The following is a 19355-nucleotide window of genomic DNA, read 5'->3' as shown; positions in this document are numbered from 1 at the left end:
CCCATGTGAGAGTAGGGCACTGCCAGACACCTATTTAGCCAGAGAAGCCACCCAACCGGGTGGCTTTTTTGCGTTTGTGAAAAATTTAAACATGAGAAAATCCACCTGACGTGAAGGTTGTCTGCGGTGCCGAGTGTAGGACAAAATTGTTGAATATGATTTTGAACTTTGCGCAAAGTGCGACAGCCCGAAGGGGGAACGGCAGGAAAGTCCTTGATCAACTGCCAGAAATCAATTTAGACAGAGAAGCCACCCAACAGAGGTGGCTTTTTGCGTTTGAGAAATTTTATTCGTTATTTTTACGAGTATAAGCCGCCAATACTGTTCTTTCTGATAACTCTAGATAATCTTTCATCTTTTTAGCTGCTAATTCTGTCTGACCAGAATCTAAAAGCTCCAGTATATATGCATTTTTATCAATATAAGGGGCATATAGTAGCTCAGGATCATTCAAAAGCCCAAAAGCCAAACGAAGTTCTGCTGAGATATTGCGGTAGAAAGCAATCAATCTTTCACTGTCAGTTAATTCCACAATTGCGGTATGAAAACGCATATTTGCGGTGCCGACGCCAACCCAATCTTGGTTATTTCGATACAGTTGCGCACTGGTCACAGCCTCTTTCATTTTGGCAACGCTGGGGTGCATGGAATATGCCTGAGTGAGAGCCTGACATTCAATCAGTCGTCGAACCCGATAGATATCAATAATGGATGCAATATCGGGAATCGCTACAAATACACCGCGATTGGGCTGGTGTTTCAGTAATCCTTCTTGAGTTAGAACGCGGAATACTTCACGTAACGTATTGCGTGAGATCTCAAGCTGTTCACTGAGCGCGGCTTCTGATAAGCGTTGCCCGGGTAACAACTCCCCAATAACCAATTTATTCCGTATTGTTTCAGCAATTTTCTTACTCAAAATTTGGGGAGAACTCTCTTTTTTCATAGTCATCCATTGGGTTTATAGCTGAGAAAAAGCGCCTTCGATGATCAAAAGTTAATCTTCACACATTCCCTGATAACCAGCAAGTTACCGACATTGGATCATTATAGGGAAACGTATTGCACTGAAATGATGCATCTTAGTGTTTTCCTTGATGATAGATGCTGAAAAGTGATCTGTATTGAACTTTTATAACCCATAAAACGATTCTATTTGCTCATTTTCTCAACATGATCTATTTATTGTTCAACAATCATATGTGAATTAGTTAACAATATAGTTATTTAGTTCCACAATGGTACGAATATTGCTTAGGAAATAATAAATACGATAACAATGACAGGGGGACATGGCCTATGGCAATACAGGAAACAGTAAAACATGAAACGGTTAACTTTGCGGTAAATCGGCGATTGGGCCGGGTTTCATTACGCAAACAGCAACATTTACTGCAACGATGGGCGCCGCTTTTGCTTTTGGTATTTTGGCCTCGATCCTAATTGACTTTGTGGTACAGCAAAATATTTGGCGAATTGTTACCTTAACTAAGATGCAGTCGGCCGATATCGCCAATGCAGCGATCCCCGGAAGCGGTTATTTATTGGCTGCACTAGTGATGTTTGGAGGATTGGTCTTCAACGTCGGCAATATTGCTGGCGCTGGATTGGGGCTTAATGCTCTGATTGGTTTAGAACCTAAATGGGGCGGATTATTAAGTGCCTTGATGGCGATTTATATTTTTACCTCGCGTAAGGCCGGGGTTGCCATTGATCGGATTATTGTCGTATTAGGCGTAGTTATGATAGGGCTGACCCTGTTTGTTGCGATAGTTTCCAATCCTCCAGTGGGGGAGGCGTTGCGGCAAACGGTTCTGCCTGATGACATCAATTTTGCGACTATTACGACAATTGTGGGGGGAACAGTCGGTGGTTACATATGCTATGCAGGGGCCCATCGTCTGCTGGATAAAGGTATGACAGGCGTAGAGAACATTGATGCTGTATCCAGTGCGGCAACTAAAGGAATTTTGGCAGTAGGACTGATGCGTTATTTTTTATTTTTGGTAATATTGGGAGTGGTTGCCAGTGGTGTCACACTCGATATTGCCAGTGAAACGGCAAATCCTGCTTCACAAGCCTTTCAGGTCGTAGTGGGTGAATTTGGGTTGCGTATTTTTGGCTTGATTCTGTGGTCTGCGGCAATCACCAGTGTTATTGGGGCGGCTTATACCTCTATCTCTTTTGCTCGCGTATTTAAAAAACAATTGACTGATCGTCAGCTCAATATAGTTACTCTCTGTTTTATTACCCTCTTATTAGCAGTTTATTTATTGATAGGAACACCTCCAGCTGCTTTGCTGGTGTTTGCAGGCGGCTTTAATGGGCTGATTTTACCCCTTGGTTTGACTATCTTTGTTTATGTTGGCTGGAAACGGGCTGATCTCATGGGAGGATACCATTATCCTCGCTGGTTACTATGGTCAGGGTTCATCACCTGTGTACTGACATGGTATATGGGAGCGATGTCTATTAGTTCAATTTTCGCTTTTCTGAAAGCAGCTTAAGAGAATAATCATGATAAAAGCAATTGATTTAAATAGTGATCTTGGTGAAAGTTTTGGTCAGTGGAAGATGGGTAATGATGCAGAAATGCTGGGTATTGTCAGTAGTGCAAACGTCGCTTGTGGTTTTCATGCTGGAGATCCGGTAGGTATTTTGCAGACGCTGAAATCTGCAAAGGAAAACCAAGTTGCTATCGGAGCCCATGTATCTTATCCCGATTTAGTCGGTTTTGGTCGGCGTAGTATGGATATTGCCAGCCACGAATTGACAGCAGATGTGATTTATCAGATTGGCGCCCTGCAAGGTTTGGCTCTAGCAGCAGGAACAAGTGTTCGTTATGTGAAACCGCATGGTGCGCTGTATAACACGATCGCTAATGATGAGCGCCAGGCACTTGCTGTTATTGAAGGGATTTTGGTGATTGATCCTAATCTTGCTTTAGTTGGATTGGCAGGATCAAATATCCTCCGGTTGGCACAGGAAAAGGGTTTGAAAACTATCGCAGAAGCCTTTGCGGATCGTGCTTATACCGCAGCAGGGGAGCTAGTTTCCCGTCGTGAAGCCGGTGCGGTGTTGCACGATGCGAATCTTGTGGCACAACGCATGTTGCAATTGGTGACTGAAGGTGGAGTAGATTCCATTGATGGCAAATTCACGCCTATCAAGGCGGATTCTATATGTGTGCATGGGGACAGTCCAGGGGCTGTGGATATGGCAAAACAGGTAAAAAAAGTTCTGCAACAGGCAGGGATTACCATTCAGTCATTTATCCACGCATAACCATACGGGTTTATTATTTCAGGAGATCACTTTGCGTTTTTTACCTGTTAATTTCAATACAATACTTGTTGAACTCAGTGGATTGCCAGAAACACTGGCGTTGTTTGATTCACTGAGTATTGCTCCTGTATTGGGGGTTGAAGAGATTATACCTGCGGCGAGAACCCTGATGATTCGTTTTCGTCCAACGAAAATCTCAATTCACCAACTCGTAGCAGAAATGGGTCACCGTGAATTGCATGAGTGCAGTCATTCTCAAGGAAAACAGATTGAAATTCCGGTGCACTATAATGGTGAAGATTTAGCGGAAGTTGCTGAAATATTGGGGGGCACGGTTCAAGACGTTATCCGCCAGCATACCGAAAACGAATATACAGTGGCTTTTAGCGGATTTGCGCCTGGTTTTGCTTATATGGTGTCGGATACAGCACAGTGGAATATTCCCCGTCGGAAAACACCAAGAACCCGTATTCCTGCTGGTGCGGTTGCACTAGCGGGAGAATTCAGTGGTATTTACCCTCAGGCGAGTCCCGGTGGTTGGCAGATTATCGGCATCACAACCGAACGTATGTGGGATCTTTCCCGTCCTGATCCTGCTCTATTACAACCGGGTTATCGCGTCAATTTTCGGGATGCTGAACGTGCCACTGTAACGGTAAGTTTGCCAGAAACCTCACGCACCAATTCGGTTTCTCAATCTGAAACTTCTCGCTATTTAGAAATCCGGAGTGTGGGATTGCAAACCCTATTTCAAGATTTAGGACGTTTTGGTAAATCGGGATTGGGGATCTCAGAATCCGGTGCTATGGATAAAAGTGCTTTGCGAAGTGCAAACCGTATCGTAGGGAATGCTTCCGAGCAGGCGTGTCTGGAAATCGTGCAGGGTGGTTTTAAAGCGGTTGCCAGTGGGCAGATGATGGTTGCTGTTACAGGTGCGCTATGTCCAATTGAGATCAAAACCCCGCAGGGTGAATTCATTTATGTAAGTGCTTACAAACCCATTGATTTAAATGATGGTGATGAAATTATCTTGGGAAGACCTGATGCGGGAACGCGTTCTTATTTGGCCGTGCGAGGTGGTTTTACGATCCCCTCCGTATTATCTAGTCGCTCATTTGATACGCTATCTCATATCGGGCCTGAGCCATTAAAAGCCGAAGATAAATTGGCTGTGGGAACAACGTCTCATTGCGCTGCGGTGTCTTTCTCGGAGACGCCTGCTTTTGTGATGCCGAATAAAAATGAGGTTGTGGTATTGGATGTACTCCTTGGCCCTCGCACTGACTGGTTTACTCAAGAGTCGATTGATTTATTACGAAACCAGATTTGGCAGGTGACGCCACAATCCAACCGGATTGGCTTAAGATTAAATGGTGAGTGCTCACTATCACGTATTAAGCGCCAAGAACTGCCTAGCGAAGGAACCTGTGCCGGAGCCATCCAAATTCCTGCCAGTGGTCAGCCAGTGCTGTTTTTGTCTGATCATCCATTGACGGGGGGGTATCCCGTCATTGCTTCTGTGGCACATTATCATCTTGATCTTGCTGGTCAGATCCCGGTCAACGCCAAAGTTCGATTTAATCCCATCAGACAATTCCACGAAATATCAGGGAGTGAAGACTTGCTATGAACACCACTGTGAACAATATAAATAAGAATCCAAACAAAGTGCTGATTGCCAACCGTGGTGAGATTGCCGTTCGTATTATTCGAGCCTGCCGTGATTATGGCGTGCAGACTATTGCTGTTTATGCGGATGCTGATATTAATGCTCAACATGTGCAATTGGCAGATGAAGCTTACGGTTTATCGGGGAATAGCTCCGCAGAAACCTACCTCAATATTCCACGTTTATTGGCGATAGCGAAGCAGTCGGGGGCAACGATGGTGCATCCCGGATATGGATTCTTGTCTGAGCGAGCTGAATTTGCCCGTGCCGTTATGGACGCAGGATTGATTTGGATTGGCCCTAACCCAGAAACCATTGATGAACTTGGCGATAAGGTTAAGGCTCGTAAGATCGCCCACAAAGTTGGTGCGCCATTGGTCGTTGGTACGTCGGAGCCAGTCAAAGATGCGCAGGAAGTTGTCGCCTTTGCGGAGGAACATGGCTTGCCGATTGCTATTAAAGCAGCATTTGGCGGAGGGGGACGTGGGCTGAAAGTCGCTTGGCGGCTGGATGAAGTGGAAGAACTTTATCACTCGGCAGTACGTGAGGCGACAGCCGCATTTGGCCGTGGCGAATGTTTTATCGAACAGTTTCTTGATAAACCGCGTCATATAGAAGCACAGGTTATTGCGGATAAACAGGGCCATGTTGTGGTGCTTGGCACCCGTGATTGCTCCTTACAGCGCCGCAACCAGAAATTAGTGGAAGAAGCCCCGGCACCATTTTTGACTCAACAGCAACGGGAGCGTATTCATCAGGCGGCAAAAGCGATTTGTGCGGAAGCCAATTATGTGGGAGCGGGTACAGTTGAATTCTTACTAAGCGCCGATGGAACGCTCTCTTTTTTGGAAGTGAATACTCGCTTACAAGTAGAGCATCCTGTCACGGAGGAAACGACAGGTATCGATCTCGTGATTGAGCAGTTGAGAATTGCGGAAGGCCATCCGTTGAGTATTCAGGAGACGCTAGTTCCAAGAGGCCACTCATTTGAGTTTCGCATCAACGCTGAAGATGCAGGCAAAGGTTTCTTACCGATGTCAGGGACTATCAGCGAATTTACCCCGCCTTCCGGCCCCGGTATTCGTCTGGATTCTGGCGTGATCAGTGGGTCCACTATTCCTGCGACCTTTGATTCTCTGATGGCGAAGTTGATTGTCACAGGCACAACCCGCGAACAGGCTATTTCGCGCGCACGTCGGGCACTACGGGAATTCAAAATCCGTGGTGTGGCTTCAGTTTTGCCTTTTCATCAAGCCGTGATGGAACATCCTGATTTTGTTTCTGATGATGTCTTCAATGTTCATACCCGTTGGATTGAAACGGATTTTGCGAATGAGATTGAAGCGTTACCACGTCAGGTTGTGACAGAAGATGACAGCATCACGCGTACATATATTGAAATTGATGGCCGCAGGCATGAGCTCGGATTGCCTGCCGATTTATTAGCGGGATTTTCTCATTTGGCGCCTGTTAGGGAACAGCAATCTTCCCAGTCTGCGATAAAGGAAAAAATGCCGGCAGACTCTCGTCAGGTGAAAGCACCGATTTCCGGTATCTTACATTCTTGGATTGTGAAAGAAGGTGAACAGGTCAATGAAGGTGATGTAATTGCTGTGATGGAAGCCATGAAAATGGAAGTGCAAATTAATGCACACCGTGCAGGGAAAATCACATTCTGTGTACAGGCAGGGGATTATCAGGATGCAGAAAGCACTCTCGCCCATATTGAGTAGTGGCTGTCACTATGAATAAGGCTACGTTGAATCGGCAGGAAATACCCGCCAATATAGGCGGGTAGCAGTGTTATACATTCTTCATATGTTCATCTAATGTATATAAAATGGTTCTTACCATCCTCTCTGTAATCCAGGGCGGGATTCCATTTTTGTTCGCAATTTAGCCAAATATAAATTCATTGCGAAATTCCTCTGACCATCCAGCTCTCCGACGTTTTCCCCCGTTCCGCTACTTCCTTAAAGACGTTAGACGGAGAATACGGATGTTATGGTAAACACGCAAACAGGTGGAATCAATAAAAGCGATGCCGGTTGGTTTTTCTTTTCATTGAGTGGGCTAACTGTAAAGCGGGATTAAAACGGAAACGGCTGCACTGATAAAATGGGTATAACTGAGTAGACATATGAAAAGACCAAAATGGTCATTATCTCGCCAGCGCGGGATCACACTTTGTTAAAAAAATGAACTAATCAGTAATCTTATGATCTCAAAATAAAATAATTTATGAGGCCGCTGCAATGTCACTTTTTAATCACCTATCATTGGTCGAAGATACCTGTTCTTATATCAATCAGCGCCACGATTTTGTTGATGTCTAGTTTCTAGTGATTTCTGCTGTTGCATCAGGGCAAAACGGATGAGCAGAAATTCAACAATTCGGTGAGTTACGGCTTGATTGGTTGAAAAATTTTCGTTCCTTTACCCAGAGTATCCCTCGTCGTCATACCCTTGCTCGGATCATGCGGGCAATTAATCCCGAAAGTTTTCAACTCTGTCTGTTTAGCTGGATTAATGAAATCCGAACTCAATCTGCTAAACCCTTGCTTGCCATTGATGGAAAAACACTGAAAGGGCTTCAAAACATGGAAATAAAAGCCTTCACTCTGTCAGCGCTTATGATCTGAATAATGGCCTATCACTCTATCAAGAAATGGCCCCAGGGAAGGGAAAGAAATCGAAACAGTACAAAGCCTTATATCCATGCTGAATATCGATAACGCCTTGATAACCATGGATGCCTTGCATGCTCAAAAAAATACATTGGAAGGTATTATTGCCCGCAAGGGGGACTATTTGGTGCAGGTTAAGGGAAACCAATCTCAACTCTTCGCTGCGGTAAAAGCACAATTCAATGACGCTTATAAAGATGACAGCTGTCTGGCTCAATTTAAAACATTAAATCAATGATATGGCCGAACAGAACGACGTATTACCTTTCAGATACCTGCGGTATTTTTCCCCACACTTCGGGAAAAGTGGTCTTCAGTGAAAAACTTTGTTGCAGTTGAAAGGCATCGGAAAGAGAAGAAATCAAATACGGTGGATACGTCTTTTTATCTGTCTTCGCATGACATAGCTCCTGAATTTATGGGGACATCAATCCGTGAGCACTGGCGCATTGAAAATAGTCTTCATTGGGTACTGGATGTTGTTTATCAAGAAGATGTATGTCGAGTTCATGACAGGAATGAGGCTGAATCTCTGGCTATCATCAGGCGCTTGGCATTAAATTTAGCCAAACTGGAAACAACGCAAAAAAAGTAGCATGAAAAGCAAAGTACAACGAGCATTACTCAGAGATGAGTACCGAGAGCTGATGATTTTTTCTGATGTTAAATCAAATTAACAAAGTACGCTCGCACCCTGATTATCTCGCTGAGGTTCATACGACGAAATACAATGCCTATTATTATTTTGATTGTTCCGGTTATCGGTTATGTTTTCAAAGTATTTAACGGGAAAATATAATTCAATGAAATTATTATTTCATAGTAATTAATTAAATATAAAATATTTATGCTTAAGTAAATTATTTTACTTGCGATACGTGTAAAATCCAAAAAATGCTCAATTTATAAGAGGGAATTAAGATTTTTATGAATATTTTATTAATTCTACTTATAAATTTTTTGTAAAATACAAAAACAAGATGAATTTATTTTATTTACTCTTATTAGGTTTTATTTATTTTATTTTTTTTCATAAAAAATCACCTTATCTTTATAAAAATCCAATAAGATCACTTTATATTATTTTTTATTTTGGTATTTAAAATGTGATCCTTGATAGGGAAAAATGACTTTATTTTATATATACTATTCACCGTATCTATATGTAGTAGTCTTGGTAGTTATATATAGTAGTCCTTTTAAAATAACCTGCGTTAGTTTAACGATATGATGGTGTCGGGCCTGACCTACGGGTCGACATCGCCTTATTGGAGAAGGGAGACCTAAATATGAACTGCACTACTAAAATTATGAGTCTAGAGTCCCCTCAGCCTTTTTCCAAAAGCTCTCTGTGGCGACATTGCCGTTTTGTCGCAGTAATCTCTTTATTCCTGCCTGCATTAGCGGCCGCAACCGCAAGTCCAGTCATAACAAGCAATAAAGTAGATATTGTACTACAACACATCCAGAAGCTTCAAGAAATAGCGGACACTAATGGAGGTAATCGTGAAGCCGGAAGCAGTGGACACGCTGAATCAGTGCAATACTTTTCCGAACAGCTCCGCAATGCAGGGTTGAACGTTTGGATCGAGAAATTCGAATTTCTATATAGCAAACCCGAACATGCACAGTTGGTGCACAACGGGGGAATGTTGGATCTCGTTCCGGCGGTGTTCAGTCCATCGACGCCAGGACCCATTAATGCCTCACCGCACTTCATCAGTGGAGATGGGTGCGATAAACAGCAATACTTCAATGTGCCTCGTGGATCAATCGTCATCATAAAAGAGTCAACTCATTGTACTACACAGCATCAACATCGGTTGGCTAGTGAATCGGGTGCCCGTACGGCTATCATCGCTTCACATACCGAAACGCCTTTATACATGTGGCTGGAGGGCGCCGGACATCGAGACATACCCCTCGTAGGAATAAGCCAGCCCACTTACGTCAAAATTAACTCAGATCCATCCATTTTGATATTAGACGTTCTAATGGTCACTGGACGTCGATGGAGCATGAACCTCATCGCTGAAAATTCTGGGACAAGCGACGCCCCAGCAGTTGAAGTTGGTGCACATCTAGACTCGGTTCCTCAAGGCCCTGGGATCAACGATAATGCTACGAGCGCGGTACTGCTGTTAGATCACGCTACGAGCAATGCTAACCAGCCAAACGCTAGAACTTATCGGTATATGTTTTGGAGCGGTGAAGAATTCGCATTTTCTGGCTCACGGAGCTATCTCCAAACCGTGACAAAGCCTGACCGCATCTATGCCTACGTGAACCTTGAGATGCAAACATCCCCAAATTCAGGATACTTCTACACCCGAGATCCAAACGGCAGAGATGTCAGTCAAAGGATTTCTAACAGTATTATAGAAGCCTACCAACAGCTGGGTATCGAAGCTTACACCGACACCAATACAATCCCTCGGTCTGATGATTCAAGCTATAAGGACGCTGGGATACCCACAGGTGGGCTCTGGGGTGGATCGTTTGAAATAAAGACTCGTGAGCAAGCTATCAAATGGGGCGGGCAAGCGGGTTATCCATTCGATGGCTGTTATCATCGCCCATGTGATAACTATGGTCGTCTCGATAAAAAGAAATTACATGAAGCACAATTCGTTCTTCACCATATCCTTGCCAAGTTGGATGATGCATATGACTAATCAATTAAAAGTAACTGTTGCCGCACTCATCCGACGTCCAGAGGATGGTGCTATTTATCTGCAGCAACGGCGTTGTGATTGCGAGGTACTGCCTGGTGCTTGGGATGTTGTTGGCGGAAAGGTAGAGGAAGGTGAAAGCGATCTGCAAGCTCTTGAACGAGAGATTCTTGAAGAGACTGGATGGCGGCTAACACGAATCATCGCTGAACTCGGAATGGATGAATACGACTTGCAAGGTGACAGGTGGACCGAAAAGAGTTTTCTTGTAGAAGTAGATGGGAATGAGGCGGAACAGAGCATTGAACGTGATAAGTATACTCACGCACGATGGTTCCTTACCCAAGAAGAAATCCAATCATTCCTCGAGATTAACCGTCTTTTGGGCTATGGCGAGCACATCAGCAATATTGCCACGCAGGCGCTTTCTGAAAGTCGCGCGCTTTCTGAAAATATAAGAGAAAGCACCGTGTCGAACCGTAACTTGCACCCACTTCAACTTGCAGTTATCGGAGTGGGAGGAAAGCAGGCTGCCGAATTCTTGACACATTGCCCCCAAGGAAAGGTGATTGCTGCGGTAGATATCGATAGCGAGGCAAGACGTCGCGCCGAAGGTATGGGGTTACAGACGTTCACCTCTACTAGTGAGATGCTCCAAGAAAGCACAATTAATGTGGAGGTGACCTATTTGGCAGTTCCACACGAGTACCACACTGAAATTGCCATCCAACTGCTATCAAAAAGCATTACTGTTTTAAAGGAGAAGCCCTTTGCAGTTACGAGCAGGGAAGCGCGAGAGTTATTCCAAGCCGCCAGTGAACAATCTACGCCCGTATTTACTGCTGCCTATCGTCCCTTCCGTCTAGTAGGACGACAGCTCAAGGCGAGCCTCCATCTTCTCGGACAGGTGTACGCATACACGTATGAGTACTCGCTGTCGATTCCTGAGAGAACTAGTGGATGGCGCTCAAAGTGGACGTCTGCGCGCGGTGGGGTGATGTTGGATATGGCCTATCACCAGCTAGATTTTATTGTCTGGCTGCTGGGTGAGCAGAAGGTCGAATCTGCTCAGATCGCCTACTGCTACGGCGAGACGAAAGCCGAACGGTTAGAGGACACGAGCACGATCCTTACCAGTTCGTTCAATGGTAATGGTGCAGGGAGGATCATCACCAATCGTCACGCGCATCAGAAAACCGAACTACTGACACTGTACGGCTCACAAGGCATTGCAGTCATGAGCGCCACCACACTCCATATCTTTGACCGTCAGGGTGACCTCAGATGGGAGGTTCGCGAGCCCCAAGGTGGGCAATTGACAATCAAGACCATGTACCAAGAGTATCTCTCTAACCGTAATAACCCGCAGTACTGGTTGCCTCACATGGAGCGCCATGTACACATCGTCGACTGCCTCACGGATGCCTACGCCATTACGTTTGGGAGTACAGATACAAAGGAGCAGACGCATGTCTAAATTTGATACATATCAGTTCCCGCATGATCCGTGGCCACCGGCCCCAACATCAGAAGAGGAAAATGAACTAGTTCTGCAGCGTCGCACGGATATTGCGATCAGTGGTCGAGCTGGCCCAATTGCCCAGTTTGAAGATGAATTCAAATCGTTCTTAGGAAACAGAGTTAAGCATGCAATTACATTCAATTCCGGAACAAGCGCACTTCAAGCTGCATATTACGCACTAGGGGCTCGCAGAGGAGTATCGATTCTAGGGCCTGCGTTGACTTATCATGCGGCACTCAGCCCAGCCTTCTCTGTGGGCGCAGAAGTTATTCTAGCCGATATCAACAGGGAATCCCGATGCATCGATTTTGATGCTGCAGAGAAAGTGATAACTGAATCGTGCCGTATCCTAACTGTGGTGCATCAGTGGGGGCACCCAGCCGACATGGATAAAGCTATTAAGTTTGCTGAAAAGCACAACCTCAAGGTTCTAGAAGATTGCTCCCATGCGCATGGGAGTAAGTTTCGTGGGCGTCCGGTTGGAACGTTTGGGGACGCGGCTGTCTTCTCCCTGCAGACGAAAAAGGCCGTTTTCGCGGGCGAGGGAGGCATTCTTGTAACGAACGATGACCTCGTTGCCGACACTGCCACACTGGTAGGGCATTATCGCGATCGATCACGCAATGAGGTTCAAGATAGCGATCTTCGGCGGTATTGGGTTACTGGTTATGGCCTGAAGACACGAATGTCTCCGTTCAATGCCATCGTTGCGAGGCACAGTCTGCGAGCGTTCTCACAACGCATGAAGTTTCGCCATAAGTGGTTACATCGCCTCAATAATTCACTATCTCAAACAGGAATATTTGAACCACTGAACATTCCCTCGCACATTGATATGGGTGCTTGGTATGGCTTTAAGCCGCTTATCTCACGTGCCGCACAAAAGTTAATTGGCCGGAATCACTTGGTGAAAATCATGAAGGAAAGAGGTCTGGATGTGTCTGCCCCCTCAGGTGAGGTTCTTGCCGATCAGCCGCTGTACTCAGCTCCTCAACATATCTGGAATCATGAGCCTCGACGTACTCAACCGGTGCGGGAACTGATACCCGTCGCATATGATGTTTCCGAAAGAGCAATCTCTTTTCCAACTTTTTACCGTGAAGACGATGAGCCCTTGATAGCTAGATACGAAAAGGTAATATCCGAAATTGATCTACAATACAAGGAGTTATTAACAAAATGAAAAGCATCGATCTAGATGTGCTCCAAGAAGATCCGCAGGATGCAGAGGAAGTACTGATGCGCGCCTTACATGATATGGACTTCCCTACTGAATTTAGTCTACTTGGACGGCAGTGGGAGCTTATTCGCGGTGTTTTCCCGGGAACACTCACGGGCGCGACTGAGGTTATGGCAAGTGCTCTCCCTTATCCGGTTGGCGGGCGTATGCTAGAAGTGGGTTGTGGTTCGGGAGTGATCTCGGTGACCGCCGCTCTCTGCGGGGTTTCAGAAGTCGTTGCGTTGGACATCAACCCGAATGCCGTGACGAATACTCTGCGAAATGCGGTTCGGCATGGTGTGGAGTCTCAGGTTTCCGCACGTGTGAGCGATGTGTTCTCCGCGCTCGAAATGAACGAAGACTTCGATCTAATTTTCTGGAACGTCCCATGGACTTATGTTGACGGGGACTTTGATATGGCGAGTGAATTGCACGCTGCGGTATTCGATCCAGAGTATGGAGGTCAGCGCCGTTTGATCCAAGGCGCACCGAACCACCTACGAAAGGATGGACGTCTTCTCATAGGTACTGCTGACCTCAAAAATGGAGCTGTGCTGGAAGCTATCGCAAAGGACGTATCAGCCACACTGTCGATGGTTCAGCGTATTCGCCGGATCGAAGCACCTCGCGTGATGGAATACCAGCTAATGGGGGTGTGCTATTAACGCTAAACTCGGTAGTGAAGATGATCTTCGACTAGCACAACGGGCTGCTATGGAGGCAGCCACTGCTGCGCTTGCTTTAAGAGAATCCAGTGAATTTCAAATCACTTTAAAGAAAGATGGCAGCCCAGTTACCTCGGCGGATACGGGTGCTGAATTGCTCGTACGTGAAATTATCGAATCCGCGCGCCCTGATGACCGATTCTTTGGGGAAGAGAGCGGAGGCATAGCAAGCCATAAAGGACGAGTGTGGATTATCGACCCAATTGATGGAACCAAGAACTTCGTTCGCGGAATCCCAATCTGGGCCACACTTGTGGCGCTCGTGGAGGATGGCGAGCCCAAGGTCGGTGTAGTTTTCGCGCCTGAATTAAAGCGCTGTTGGTGGGCGGAGAAGGGAGGTGGTGCCTACTTTAGCGAGAGTCCGCTGGGAAGCGCGCATAGAATGCATGTACGGAAAGCTTCAGGTCTGCAAGACGCGTACATCTCAACCACGGCGTTTGATACATGGCATAAACGAGGTCTACTTCAGCAGTATCTGCGCCTAGCCGAGCAGACATTCTGTAACCGTGGGTTTGGTGACTTCTTACAGCACTGCTTAGTTGCCGAAGGGGTACTGGATGTTGCCCTAGAGCCAGTCGTGGCTCCCTGGGATGTGGCAGCGCTCGTCCCAATCGTCGAAGAAGCTGGCGGGATGTGCACCGACCTAACGGGCCAACTTGTTCTAGCTGGTAAAGGGCCGGGCATCGTGTCGACCAACCAGGTTTTGCACGAGCACGTGATTAATATCTTCAGAGATGAATGAGAATGAACATGATCGTCCGTGAGTTGAAAGAAATATCAGAAACGCAACTGACGCGTTGCACACAGACGCTGACACGCGCTTTCGATGGGTATTCCTTAATGCGACATTTCCTCGCTGAGAATGATCACCAGCAGAGAGTGCGACGCTATCAGGAAACCTTCCTTAGAAAGGTAGGCATGACAGTAGGACACGTATGGGCTACCGATGATGGAACTGCTGTATCAATATGGACGGCACCCGACATTGAAGATGCAGAGGCAGTTTTCGCCCCCCTATCTATCGAATTTGAAAAGATAGCGGGATCGAGGGCAAACGTAATGCAGGCATCTGAAGCGATCATGGCAAAAGAACGTCCCAAGTTTCCATGCTGGTTCTTGGGGGTAGTAGCCGTGGATCCGAATTTCCAGGGGAAGGGGCTGGGCCGTGCGGTTATTGAGCCAGGCCTCGAGAGGGCCGAGCGCGAGGGATTGCCGGTGTTCCTCGAGACTTCCGATGACAAAAACGTAAAGATCTATGAACGTTTGGGATTCGAGGTGACGGCAGCATACCCACTCCCTTTCGGTGGTCCTATGACGTATGCGATGATAAAGCGGGGGATATAGCAATGACCTCTCTCGTTATTCACTGTCATTCTGAAGAACGATATCTTGAAGTCTGCGGTTGGGGGCAGCCATTCGTACCTGTCCTCACTAGGGAGAAGTGGGCTCGCAAGATGGTTGTTGAGTGGTGCCGGAGAACAGATCTCCTATTCGCTGAAGATTCTCCTATGGCCGCTCCAGCCGACTTCAGCGTAAAGCGCGACGAGCCACGCGCATGGCACAACACTGAGAATTTAACTGTTGCGTATCTGTCCAGCGATCAATCCGCCTCAGTTCTCGCGAAGGGATTTCAGAGTCTACGATCTGCTTCTATGCGTAGCTTCGCTTCTTGGGAAGAAATGGCAAAATGGCGTTACAATTATTTAACTCCACACGATCACCTCGTAGTCGTTTCCATTGACAGGAAAGCATCGATGAACGATCTGTCATTGTTCGATGATTTGACTGGGTTCATTGTTGCAAACTCTTTAGAACTAGGGACATTTATCCTCGCGAAGACAGTTGCTTATAGCTGTATGCAGGAAGGTGAAGATATCTGCTTTGCCCCCATTCATAAGGGCAAGGAAATGCGTCAGGCAGCCGGGCTGAAGATTTTACCATCAGATAGTGAGGAGCTCACCAATTGGCCTGTTTTTATTCGTGGAACTGAAACCATTGTGAGTGTCGTTGGACATGCCAGCGAGGATTATATTCGCCTCAGTAGTAATGAACTTATTTGTGGGCGAATAACCGTTCAGCCGCCCTCTGTAAGTGGGAAACGACTACCGACTTGCATGGTAAACAACGATTGTGTCCTCCCAGGTCTAAAGAAGTCAACGGCCGATATGATTCCTGGGCGTGTCTTTTTCGCCAACGCGTGCCTTACACTTAAGGTTGATGGAGACGGGATATTCGATGGAGAGGGCTCGTATACAATCTCGAAGAGATTCCTAGAGGGCAACGCAGCGGCGTATGTTGCAAGCCCTTTGCTAAAGGATGGTCGTATCGAAGAGAATTTGACGTTTCACGGGCTTATGGGCGCTGGAATGACTGTAGGTCAGACCGTACGGGAATTGAACAGAGCTCTTCCTGCCTGGGGATTGGAAGCGGGTAAAGTCATGATTCTAGGAGACCCCAGCCTTAAAACCAGTGTTAAACGTGCCCCGGAAGACATAATTGGATACAAGAAAGGCCTAGTATTCGGAATACGGGATCAGGTATCCGATCTACCAGACGAATTGTGTTACCTAAACGGCGCGCCAGATGAGTCAGTTGCAGGGTTCATTCGAAGTACAAGCATTCCTGGAAGCCCGTGTGCTATTCTCGATTCTGATGTTGACCACGTTGACATCAGTGCGCTGACAATTGCAGCGCGAGACCTATCACCTGAGCAGGTACTAGTCTCGATCAGAGAGGTACTCGATGAATATGACCGTGTTGCGTTACTTGGCGTCAAGATCGATGAGGGCCGCCAGTTACTCACTGATCTCCGCAAAAATTACCCCAATCTTGTTCGTCGGGCATCCAGCAGTCGCTGCGGCAGAGGTCTAGATGGCGCTTTAGTCCGGGCTCTGAAGCGCGTCGAGAAAACTGTCTTGTTGGTCGATAAAGGTATCGTCGAGAAACTGCAGAGAGAGACCAACAAAAGTGAGTACCATTTTGTTGAAGGGTATCGCGACGCTTACAAGGTTCTTTCAGCAGACCCCTTAGTTGAGGGGTGCCCTAACTGTCGTTCGGATGCCATGCGTTATCAGTTTTCCAGTCTTGGTGACGCTACCGTCCATCGGTGGACGGTAAGTTGCGTTGTCTGTGGCGCGGTTCAAGATGGTGTGCCAAACTTCATTGAAGGTCGAGTAATTCAATTGGAAAACACTATGAACCCTGGAGTACTGTACGGAAAAGTACTTCTGCATAGTACATGTCTTGAAAAGGCCATTGTCGCTGTCGGTGGCGCAGTGACACATGGACGGCGTCATGATGCTTCAGTGTCGGTGTCAAATGAACAAGTAACGATAGACTCAGGAGGAGACGTGCTAATCGATATTGAAATTCGTGTGCCGTGTCCAGCCGACAGGCATTGTATGTATTTGCGTATGTATTTTGTTTCTCGCGGGAGGATAGGTTTCTGTGGACAAGAATTCTTCGTATGACACGACAAAAAAATGGAAGGGATCTCCGATCTTTGCCCGACTCTACCCAAAGATGGCTGCTAGTGGGGACAATATTGGCTTCGCGACTGTCCGCGAATGGGCCATGTCAAAGACTATTGGAACAGGAATAGAAATTGGATGTGGTGACGGACGTAATTTTGATTATCTCCCTGACGATGTTGAGATACTGGGAATCGAACCCGAAGAACAGCTGGCCACAGCCGCCAAAGTTAGAGCTACAGGTAAACCAATTCGAGTTGTTCAAGGATTCGCGGAAAGAACAAACCTTCCCTCCTCAAGCGTAGATTTTGTAGTTAGTACGCTTACGCTGTGCAGTGTTTCTAGCATAGAGCAGACTTTGGCGGAGGTCTCGCGGTTATTGAAACCAGGCGGAAAGCTAATATCAGTAGAGCACTGCTTGGCGCCGGGCAGGCTTTTTCCAACTTGGCAGCGTGTCGCGGACGTTGTGTGGCCGCACCTATTCGGCGGCTGTCACACAACTAGAGACATCGTACCAGCGATCGAATTAGCAGGATTTGAGCGTGTTGAGCTTGAATGGTTCAATTTTCCGTCGGATCGATCTCTTTCGCCCGCACGTTGGATGTTCAAGGGAGTGTTCGTGAAACCTTAATATAGTTTTTGGCGGGGTAGCCGAGTGGTCAGGCGAGGATCTGCAAAATCCTAGTACGCAGGTTCGAATCCTGCCCCCGCCTCACAGCCCTTCTTTCTTGGGCTGTGTTCAGGCCTCGATCCCATTTTTCATCAACGGTCCATGGGTAGTTCGAAGAACTTTTGGTTTGTGAGTACAAAGTCTGATTCTGTAGAGGTAAACTAATTTTGGCGGGGTAGCCGAGTGGTCAGGCGAGGATCTGCAAAATCCTAGTACGCAGGTTCGAATCCTGCCCCCGCCTCACAGCCCTTCTTTCTTGGGCTGTGTTCAGGCCTCGATCCCATTTTTCATCAACGGCCCATGGGTAGTTCGAAGAACTTTTGGTTTGTGAGTACAAAGTTTGATTCTGTAGAGGCCAACTAATTTTGGCGGGGTAGCCGAGTGGTCAGGCGAGGATTTGCAAAATCCTAGTACGCAGGTTCGAATCCTGCCCCCGCCTCACAGTCCTTCTTTCTTGGACTGTGTTCAGGCCTTGATCCCATTTTTCATCAGCGTCCTATGGATGGTTCGAAGAACTTTTGGTTTGTGAGTACAAAGTATGAGAAACCCTTCCTAGAGGCGCCTTAGAAAACGGAATTTAAAGCACGTTAAGTTGTTTTATTTTCATCGTTCAGACAATACTTAACCTTATATCTTGATTATCACTTTTACAGAGCGATAATCAAGATATAAGGTTACTTAACAAACAGTCAATGGATGAACACGAAACAAATGTGCAGCATCAGCGCGTGATTTCTGCCTGGATGTGACCAACAAGACGATTTCTCTTTGCTGTTGTTTTGTCAATTTGGGGCGATGGCCGCCGATGCGCGCTGCTGTACGTACTACCTTCAAGCCGTTCTTTGTTCTCTCGCGTAGCATCGTGTATTCACTTCCGGCAAATGAACCGACAATTTGCATCATCATTCGCCCTGCTGGGGTAGCAATATTAATTAACCTGAGGTTTGCTTAAGAAGGGAACTAAGTGCCTGAGGCACGATCAAAGTTTTTGTCAAAGAAAACAAAATCGTGGAGATCCTCAGGCATGTCTAATTTAGAAGAACTTTACTGCTGCGTCGATGACTTTTGCCAAAAATTTATTCCTCTCTGGCATCAACAGTTAATTGAAAATGGCTTGCTCAAACGTCGCCGCGAAGCTTCCCTTTCTCTCAGTGAAGTGATGACGCTCCTCATTTTATTCCACATGAGCCATTATCGTGATTTTAAAACGTTTTATATTCAGCATGTCAAACACTACCTTAAAGCCGATTTTCCCAGGTTGGTCAGCTACACCCGTATGTTAACCTTAAAGCACAGGGCGCTCATTCCTCTCTGTGCTTTTTTTTCGTCACGCAAGGCTGAAACCCAGGGGATCGCCTTTATTGATTCAACCAAAATTGCTGTTTGTCACAACCTCCGTATTCCCCGTCATCGCGTATTTGAGGGCGTCGCACAGC

The 19355-nt window shown here is 46.5% G+C and carries 15 protein-coding genes, 3 tRNA genes and 2 pseudogenes; 17 read left to right on the top strand and 3 right to left on the bottom strand.

Annotation, left to right across the window (positions count from 1 at the left end; all coding sequences use genetic code 11):
• Positions 1–286: 286 nt before the first annotated feature.
• On the bottom strand, positions 287–946 hold the full coding sequence (locus NXS07_RS15325) for a GntR family transcriptional regulator (RefSeq protein ID WP_038195720.1): 660 nt from the start codon (positions 944–946) through the stop codon (positions 287–289).
• Between the two features lie 409 nt (positions 947–1355).
• On the opposite strand from NXS07_RS15325, the gene NXS07_RS15320 reads away from it, so the two are divergent.
• From NXS07_RS15320 to NXS07_RS15305, 4 genes are read left to right on the top strand one after another with little or no spacing between them, the layout of a single operon-like run.
• Positions 1356–2507: an NRAMP family divalent metal transporter gene (locus NXS07_RS15320; RefSeq protein ID WP_258087078.1), complete on the top strand. Its 1152-nt coding sequence runs from the start codon at positions 1356–1358 to the stop codon at positions 2505–2507.
• 10 nt (positions 2508–2517) lie between these two features.
• On the top strand, positions 2518–3285 hold the full coding sequence (locus NXS07_RS15315) for a LamB/YcsF family protein (RefSeq protein WP_258087077.1): 768 nt from the start codon (positions 2518–2520) through the stop codon (positions 3283–3285).
• A gap of 31 nt (positions 3286–3316) precedes the next feature.
• Positions 3317–4915 (top strand): 5-oxoprolinase subunit B/C family protein, encoded by a 1599-nt coding sequence (locus tag NXS07_RS15310; protein WP_258087076.1) that lies wholly within the window; start codon positions 3317–3319, stop codon positions 4913–4915.
• Positions 4912–6687, top strand: coding sequence for an acetyl/propionyl/methylcrotonyl-CoA carboxylase subunit alpha (locus NXS07_RS15305; protein WP_258087075.1), 1776 nt, complete (start codon positions 4912–4914; stop codon positions 6685–6687). Before NXS07_RS15310 ends, NXS07_RS15305 begins: the two co-directional genes overlap by 4 nt.
• A 203-nt stretch (positions 6688–6890) precedes the next feature.
• Here NXS07_RS15305 and NXS07_RS22225 read toward each other — a convergent pair.
• A pseudogene (locus NXS07_RS22225) lies at positions 6891–7126 on the bottom strand (transposase); the annotation flags it as partial.
• Between the two features lie 83 nt (positions 7127–7209).
• Between NXS07_RS22225 and NXS07_RS15295 the strand changes: the two are divergent.
• From NXS07_RS15295 to NXS07_RS15240, 12 genes and pseudogenes are all read left to right on the top strand, one after another.
• Positions 7210–8318 (top strand): annotated as a pseudogene (locus NXS07_RS15295) (ISAs1 family transposase).
• Between the two features lie 612 nt (positions 8319–8930).
• A complete protein-coding gene (locus NXS07_RS15290) occupies positions 8931–10316 on the top strand; it encodes a M28 family peptidase (RefSeq protein WP_258087074.1) in 1386 nt (461 codons plus the stop codon).
• Entirely contained in the window at positions 10201–11790 is a 1590-nt protein-coding gene (locus tag NXS07_RS15285) for a Gfo/Idh/MocA family oxidoreductase (RefSeq protein WP_258087073.1), read from the top strand. The genes NXS07_RS15290 and NXS07_RS15285 overlap by 116 nt, the downstream gene beginning before the upstream one ends.
• The gene (locus NXS07_RS15280) at positions 11783–13018 is read left to right on the top strand and encodes a DegT/DnrJ/EryC1/StrS family aminotransferase (protein WP_258087072.1); all 1236 of its coding nucleotides are present in this window, start codon (positions 11783–11785) and stop codon (positions 13016–13018) included. The genes NXS07_RS15285 and NXS07_RS15280 overlap by 8 nt, the downstream gene beginning before the upstream one ends.
• Positions 13015–13719: a class I SAM-dependent methyltransferase gene (locus tag NXS07_RS15275; protein WP_258087071.1), complete on the top strand. Its 705-nt coding sequence runs from the start codon at positions 13015–13017 to the stop codon at positions 13717–13719. The genes NXS07_RS15280 and NXS07_RS15275 overlap by 4 nt, the downstream gene beginning before the upstream one ends.
• A gap of 49 nt (positions 13720–13768) precedes the next feature.
• Complete coding sequence (locus tag NXS07_RS15270; protein WP_258087070.1) at positions 13769–14521, top strand: inositol monophosphatase family protein; 753 nt, start codon at positions 13769–13771, stop codon at positions 14519–14521.
• A 2-nt stretch (positions 14522–14523) separates the two neighbouring features.
• Positions 14524–15123: a GNAT family N-acetyltransferase gene (locus NXS07_RS15265; RefSeq protein WP_258087069.1), complete on the top strand. Its 600-nt coding sequence runs from the start codon at positions 14524–14526 to the stop codon at positions 15121–15123.
• 335 nt (positions 15124–15458) lie between these two features.
• Entirely contained in the window at positions 15459–17249 is a 1791-nt protein-coding gene (locus NXS07_RS15260; RefSeq protein ID WP_258087068.1) for a hypothetical protein, read from the top strand.
• Positions 17227–17880, top strand: coding sequence for a class I SAM-dependent methyltransferase (locus NXS07_RS15255; protein WP_258087067.1), 654 nt, complete (start codon positions 17227–17229; stop codon positions 17878–17880). Before NXS07_RS15260 ends, NXS07_RS15255 begins: the two co-directional genes overlap by 23 nt.
• A 10-nt stretch (positions 17881–17890) precedes the next feature.
• Positions 17891–17962 (top strand) — tRNA-Cys (locus tag NXS07_RS15250).
• A 126-nt stretch (positions 17963–18088) separates the two neighbouring features.
• Positions 18089–18160 (top strand) — tRNA-Cys (locus NXS07_RS15245).
• A 126-nt stretch (positions 18161–18286) separates the two neighbouring features.
• A tRNA-Cys gene (locus tag NXS07_RS15240) sits at positions 18287–18358 on the top strand.
• Between the two features lie 239 nt (positions 18359–18597).
• Here the strand turns inward: NXS07_RS15240 and NXS07_RS15235 are convergent.
• A complete protein-coding gene (locus NXS07_RS15235) occupies positions 18598–18846 on the bottom strand; it encodes a recombinase family protein (RefSeq protein ID WP_368859251.1) in 249 nt (82 codons plus the stop codon).
• A 97-nt stretch (positions 18847–18943) separates the two neighbouring features.
• Here NXS07_RS15235 and NXS07_RS15230 point away from each other — a divergent pair.
• Positions 18944–19355, top strand: a 412-nt coding sequence (locus tag NXS07_RS15230) for a transposase (protein WP_308686623.1), incomplete at its 3' end; no start/stop codon positions are given.

Source organism: Xenorhabdus bovienii (assembly GCF_024721015.1).
Taxonomy (GTDB): domain Bacteria; phylum Pseudomonadota; class Gammaproteobacteria; order Enterobacterales; family Enterobacteriaceae; genus Xenorhabdus; species Xenorhabdus bovienii.
The sequence above is the reverse complement of the archived record's forward strand: the minus strand, read 5'-3'. Positions and strand labels throughout refer to the sequence as shown.